Raw genomic sequence first — 6,313 nt, 5'->3', positions numbered from 1 at the left:
TTTTTAAACCCATTTTTCCCAGTTTGGAGTTGCCCCAATTATGGTTTCCGTTCCCCTCCATGGGGAAATGGGTAGGTAACTACATTTTGGGACACTTGGGTCTTTTTCCACATGACGGTGTGTCAAAACTTTTGAAGTCCAGACATTTTCGTCTTTATCAGTTTCCAGGAAGCCCAGCTGATTAAGTCTCTAATTTCAAATTTTTCTAAGGTATTAACTGTTTCCGATAGCTTTTCTCTTTCTGATAGATACTTTCGTTTTTAGCTACTTTAAGTATCCTTTCTAGCAATATTCTAGAAGTCTCGGCTTTTTCTCAATTTACTCTTATGGTTTATCAAGATTATCTATTATTCTTTCTGTCTCAATTCTAGCTTGATTTAATATGCCTAAATCCGTTGGGTATTTGATGTCTGCTGGCGCACAAGTCGCATCTAAAATTAGTTTACCTTTATTTTTTATTTTTTCTCCTTTTTATTGGAGACAATCCTTTTTTTTTACTTCTTTATCACTCTTGTCTATTTCTCTTTTTACTATTTTTTATTGATTTTGTTTATCAATTCTCCATCAATTCTTTTCCTAAAATGAACTAGCATTGAAGATTCCAGTGGTGGCTCTTGTTGATAACAATTTAAACCTATAAAGTATTGTAGATAGGGATTTTCTCTAATCTGTTCTATAGTTTCTCTATCACTTGTTCCTAATTTTTCCTTAATAATTAATGTCCCTAATGCCATTCTAAATAGTTTGGCTGGCGCACCTTTTTCTGCTGAAAAAAGTTTAGCATATTCTTCCTCAAAATCATCCCAAGGTATCAACTCTGCCATGATTACCCAACGATTATTGGGGGACAATTTGCCCTCGAAAGGTAATTCAAATTTTTCTGGGGGCGGTAAAGGTTGCTCCTCTTTTCGATACATTTGTTCTTGACCAACAACTGGGAGGTGTTTCTACCAATTATAGCGGTTTGTAGCCGACAAAGCTGATCTTTTTTGCGATCGCGAATATGGGTGTAACCTTTTAAAGAATAGGGTTTTGCTTTTATTCAGCAAACCCTAATTAATCCTAAAAAACATAATTGGTATAAAATAAAAAACCAAATTGCTTACATTCCTCAAGATATACCTAAATGGTCTGGTTTATTAGTTGATAACCTGCATTTTGCAGCAGTCATTCATGGAATTAAAGGAAAACAAAATGAAGATGAAGTTGAATTTGTTCTCTGTAGATTGGGTTTATATAAGTATAGAAGTTCTACCTGGAATAAGATTTCTGGAGGCTTTAAAATGCGATTTGCATTGGCCAAAGCTTTAGTCTGGAATCCTAAACTTTTAGTATTAGATGAACTCTTAAAAGCTATTACTGAAGTAAGTAAACAAGTAACAGATTCTGAAGATATAGAAACCGTAGAAATATTAAGCGAAGATGCTAATTCCCTTGTTAAAAAAGCAACTGATGATCCCAAAAGTTCAAAAGTAAAAACCTACTTAAAAAGACTAGAAGAAACCGCTACCAGTCTCGGAAAAATTGCTACACCTATTCTAACAATAGCTAAAGGAATTAGTACACTTTTGTAATCATTAATCAGTTACCTGCGCTCGCTGATCAGACGAAAAATGTTATCATGGTTAACAAATCTTAATAATCCACTCATAAACTATGTCTAACAAAAGAATTTTAATCTGGTATCGTAACGATCTAAGGATTCATGATCATGAACCATTGTATCAAGCAATTAAACAAGGTGCGTTAATTATTCCTTTTTATTGTTTTGATATTAGGCAATTTAAAACTACTTCTTTTGGTTTCCCTAAAACGGGTAACTTTCGAGGTCAATTTTTATTAGAAAGTGTTACTGATCTAAAAAAATCTCTGCAAGACTTAGGCAGTAATTTAATTATAAGACAAGGTTATCCTGAAAAGATAATCCCTGAGTTAATTAAACAACTAGAAATTGATGCAGTTTATTTTCACGAAGAAGTAACTTCAGAAGAAACTGATATAGAAAATACAGTTGAAAAAGCTTTAAAACCTCTCAATGTTACATTTAAGGGGTTTTGGGGTGCTACCTTATATCATTGGGATGACTTACCATTTGAAGTGAGTAAACTACCCGAAGTTTTTACCAGTTTCAGGAAAAAAGTTGAAAAAAACTCTACTGTAAACCCTATATTAATCAGTCCCAGAAAATTGCGATCGCTTCCTGATATTGAAGTAGGTAATGTCCCCAGTTTAGAAGAATTAGAACTAGAAAAACCTAAATATGATTCTAGGGGAGTATTAGAATTTAAAGGAGGAGAAACAGAAGGAATTCAACGCTTGAATAACTATTTTTGGGAAAGAAACTGTCTCAAAGAATATAAAGAAACCAGGAATGGAATGTTAGGTGCAGATTATTCCTCTAAATTTTCTCCTTGGTTAGCTAATGGTTGTTTATCACCCCGTTATATTTATGAAGAGGTGCAGAAGTATGAAGAAAAAAGAATTAAAAATAATTCAACCTATTGGCTAATTTTTGAACTATTATGGCGTGATTATTTTCGTTTTATTAGTGCAAAACACGGTAACAAAATTTTCTATCAATCTGGTTTACAAGGTGTAGACATTCCTTGGAAAGAAGATCAAGAGAGGTTTAAACTTTGGCAAGAAGGAAACACAGGTTATCCCTTAGTTGATGGGAATATGAGAGAATTAGCTGCCACTGGTTTTATGTCCAATAGGGGGAGGCAAAATGTAGCTAGTTTTCTCACCAAAAACTTAGGAATTAATTGGATAATGGGTGCAGAATGGTTTGAATCTTTATTGATTGATTATGATGTATGTAGTAACTATGGAAACTGGAATTATACCGCAGGAGTCGGAAATGATGCCAGAGGTTTTCGCTATTTTAATATTCCGAAACAATCAAAAGATTATGACCCCAAAGGAGAGTATATAAAACATTGGTTACCAGAATTAAAAATGATTCCAGGTCAAAAAATTCATGAACCCTGGAAACTTTCACAAGAAGAACAAAAACGCTATAATGTGAGAATAGGGGTTAACTATCCTCGTCCTGTTGTAGACTTTTTCAAATCAGTCAAAGCCAATGAAAAAATGTACAATGCTGCCATTAAATAGTAACTGATAACTGATAACTGATAACTGCTAACTGCTAACTGAAACTAGGGTGTTTTCCAGATCCGTTGATGATAGTTTTCAAGCTTAGCATAAGGATCTATTTCGTTATGATGGTGATGAGAATGATGGTGATGATGACCATGATCATCTGTCGCAGCTAAACGAAACTTGCACATTTCACAGTTCATTTGTACCTGCCCTGTTTGTATTTCTAACTCCCGTTCCCTAACTACTTCTAGTAGTTGGGGGTGGACACCCATTTCTGGTAAACAAGTCATTTCAATATTAGGATAAACTGCTTTTTGTTCTTCTGTGACACGAAAAATCTTTTTAACTAACGCCCCGGTAAACAAGAAATAGGGTAAAACAATAATACGCTTAGGTTTATAGAAACTTGCCCGTTTAAACCCTTCTTCAAGACGGGGATGGGTGATACCAATAAAACAGGTTTCTACAGTCTGATAACCGCTACCTTCCCATACCATTCGGGCAAACTTGCAGACATCTCCATTAGCATCGGGATCACTAGAACCCCTACCAACGAACAATAAAACAGTTTCAGACCGTTTAATTCCCTTGGGGTTAGCTGAGGGGCGATCTAGGGCTTCTAACCGTTCTTGCCACAATTTTAGCAGGTTGGGGGTAATTCCGAAATGACGACCATAATGGAATTTTAACTCAGGATAAAGTTGTCGAGTGCGATCGAGTTCATTGGTGACATCAAACTTATTATGACGCGCAGCAAATAAGAGAATGGGTAAAGCAGAAATATCGGTGTAACCTTGGGACACGCAATATTCTATCCCTTGTTGGATGTAGGGGTCAGTTAGTTCCAAAAAGCAGGGAATAACGGGGCGAGAAGTGTCTAATGCTTGATAAGCAGCTACAAAGTCTAAAAAAGTCTGTTTTCCGTCCTCATCTTTGGTTCCATGACCAATCATAAGTAGGGGACGGGATAAAGGTAAAGGGGGAAAATGAAGGGAGTTATGCTTATCTAGCTTCAGAGTGGACATTATATAGTTTCAAACTCCTGTAATGATAGTCCATGCCCTGTTATGGTAGCGAACTTTTATAGAGTTGGTAAATGGGGGGTGGGGGGAGGTGGGGTGACGGGGTGATGGGGTGACGGGGTGATGGGGTGACGGGGAGTGTGGGGAGTGTGAGCATCCTGCTCACTATATAGATGGGGACTGCGCAAAAAATTTTGTTCAATATGAGAAGTGATAAGATAGTTTAAAAAAACTATAATTTTTGTGTAACTTTCTCATGAATCTTACCTTAGAAAAAAGAAAAGAAAAAGCTTTGAAAATAGCTGATGATTGTATCAAAATATTAAAAGAAGAATTTGGTGCAAATGAGGTTATTATATTTGGCTCTTTGCGTGGAGATAGTCCTTGGCACGAACAATCTGATCTTGATTTAGCGGTTAAAGGAATGTCTGATGATGATATTTGGAATGCTTATGGAACCCTAGAAAAAGTTGTTCCTTCTTGGTTAAAGTTTGACTTAGTTCCTGTTGAAAAAGTTCCCAATTATGTCCGCGATCGCATTTTACAAACTAAACCGATGTCTAACAACAAATATTTAGCTTTAAAAACCCGTCTTGAAGATGAAATGCTGGCCTTTGAGGAAAATATTAATACTCTTAAGTCTTTAATGGAACAATCTAACAATGTTCCTGAAGGTTTTGTGACTCCAACTTTAGCTAGTTATATCGTTGATGTTTATACGGGATGTGAAAAAATGAGTGAAAGGGTAGCAGTTGCCTTAGATCCCAGATTCCGCACTTCAAAATGTAGTATAAAAAAATACATAGTTTTAAAAAGTCCGAAAATCATACCTGGGCAAGAATATTTCTCTTTTCATTAAATTTTTAGGAAAAATAATCAAATTAAGAAGATTTATACTCATTGAAAACTTAGTAAGACTCAGCACAAACGAAGGAGAGTTTCCTCTTCTCATTTGATATCATTAGACTCTTATTCTTTTATTATTTTTGCTTTATCCAATTCAATTTATAGATAATATCTTTGACAAGATGCAGGTAATAAACTCAATATAAAACGCCTTTCTTCTGTTAAATTGACAATTTGTTTAACTCCGTTTAAAATCACATAATGAATACCTTGAAAACATTGAAATATCCACCTCAAAGTCGGACGCAATGTTACTTTCCCTACTTGATTATTTATTCCTTTTTTGACTCTTTTTAAACAATTTCTTAATTCTCTTTGCCCCAAGTTATAAATCAACAAACACAAAGACATTAAAAATAACATTGTTTCTATTCTTTCTGGTTTTTCAACGAAGAAACTATCAGTAAAAAATAAGGGATCTTTCAAAAATCGAAATCCTCTTTCCGTAGATTGCTGGTTTTTATAAGTTATCAGAATTTCACTAGCTTCTAATTTATTTTCCTCTACTAAGTCAGATGGTAAAATAAATTAGAAGCTAGTGAAATTCTGATAACTTATAAAAATCAGCAATCTACGGAAAGAGGATTTCGATTTTTGAAAGATCCCTTATTTTTTACTGATAGTTTCTTCGTTGAAAAACCAGAAAGAATAGAAACAATGTTATTTTTAATGTCTTTGTGTTTGTTGATTTATAACTTGGGGCAAAGAGAATTAAGAAATTGTTTAAAAAGAGTCAAAAAAGGAATAAATAATCAAGTAGGGAAAGTAACATTGCGTCCGACTTTGAGGTGGATATTTCAATGTTTTCAAGGTATTCATTATGTGATTTTAAACGGAGTTAAACAAATTGTCAATTTAACAGAAGAAAGGCGTTTTATATTGAGTTTATTACCTGCATCTTGTCAAAGATATTATCTATAAATTGAATTGGATAAAGCAAAAATAATAAAAGAATAAGAGTCTAATGATATCAAATGAGAAGAGGAAACTCTCCTTCGTTTGTGCTGAGTCTTGCTAAGTTTTCAATGAGTATAAATCTTCTTAATTTGATTATTTTTCCTAAAAATTTAATGAAAAGAGAAATATTCTTGCCCAGGTATGATTTTCGGACTTTTTAAAACTATGTATTTTTTTATACTACATTTTGAAGTGCGGAATCTGGGTTATATATTGTTTTTCAGAATATCAATATTTAGTTTAGAAACAAATTTGAAAAACCCTATCCGTTTATACGGTAGGGTTTTCTAGGAATCTATTAGGATAAAATACCTGTTTCTTTA

At 34.0% G+C, this 6,313-nt stretch carries 4 protein-coding genes and 3 pseudogenes; 4 read left to right on the top strand and 3 right to left on the bottom strand.

From position 1 onward, the window contains the following. Positions 1-214 precede the first annotated feature (214 nt). Positions 215-917: pseudogene (locus tag CWATDRAFT_RS36430) on the bottom strand (transposase); the annotation flags it as partial. Between the two features lie 123 nt (positions 918-1,040). Here CWATDRAFT_RS36430 and CWATDRAFT_RS41200 point away from each other — a divergent pair. Next, positions 1,041-1,574 carry an ATP-binding cassette domain-containing protein gene (locus CWATDRAFT_RS41200; protein WP_081451033.1) on the top strand — a complete coding sequence of 178 codons (534 nt, stop codon included), beginning with the start codon at positions 1,041-1,043 and terminating at the stop codon, positions 1,572-1,574. An 82-nt stretch (positions 1,575-1,656) separates the two neighbouring features. Further along, positions 1,657-3,117 (top strand): DASH family cryptochrome, encoded by a 1,461-nt coding sequence (locus CWATDRAFT_RS28925; RefSeq protein ID WP_007308301.1) that lies wholly within the window; start codon positions 1,657-1,659, stop codon positions 3,115-3,117. A gap of 44 nt (positions 3,118-3,161) precedes the next feature. Here CWATDRAFT_RS28925 and CWATDRAFT_RS28920 read toward each other — a convergent pair whose 3' ends face one another. Beyond that, entirely contained in the window at positions 3,162-4,130 is a 969-nt protein-coding gene (locus tag CWATDRAFT_RS28920) for a sirohydrochlorin chelatase (protein ID WP_007308299.1), read from the bottom strand. Between the two features lie 253 nt (positions 4,131-4,383). Here CWATDRAFT_RS28920 and CWATDRAFT_RS28915 point away from each other — a divergent pair, with 253 nt between their 5' ends. Then, positions 4,384-4,986 carry a nucleotidyltransferase family protein gene (locus CWATDRAFT_RS28915; RefSeq protein WP_007308302.1) on the top strand — a complete coding sequence of 201 codons (603 nt, stop codon included), beginning with the start codon at positions 4,384-4,386 and terminating at the stop codon, positions 4,984-4,986. Between the two features lie 146 nt (positions 4,987-5,132). Here the strand turns inward: CWATDRAFT_RS28915 and CWATDRAFT_RS28910 are convergent. Further along, positions 5,133-5,561, bottom strand: a pseudogene (locus CWATDRAFT_RS28910) (IS1634 family transposase); the annotation flags it as partial. On the opposite strand from CWATDRAFT_RS28910, the pseudogene CWATDRAFT_RS28905 reads away from it, so the two are divergent. Next, a pseudogene (locus tag CWATDRAFT_RS28905) lies at positions 5,556-5,954 on the top strand (IS1634 family transposase); the annotation flags it as partial. The pseudogenes CWATDRAFT_RS28910 and CWATDRAFT_RS28905 overlap by 6 nt on opposite strands. Positions 5,955-6,313: the final 359 nt, after the last annotated feature.

The organism is Crocosphaera watsonii WH 8501, from assembly GCF_000167195.1.
Taxonomy (GTDB): Bacteria; Cyanobacteriota; Cyanobacteriia; order Cyanobacteriales; family Microcystaceae; genus Crocosphaera; species Crocosphaera watsonii.
This window is presented reverse-complemented; position numbering and strand designations above follow the sequence as displayed.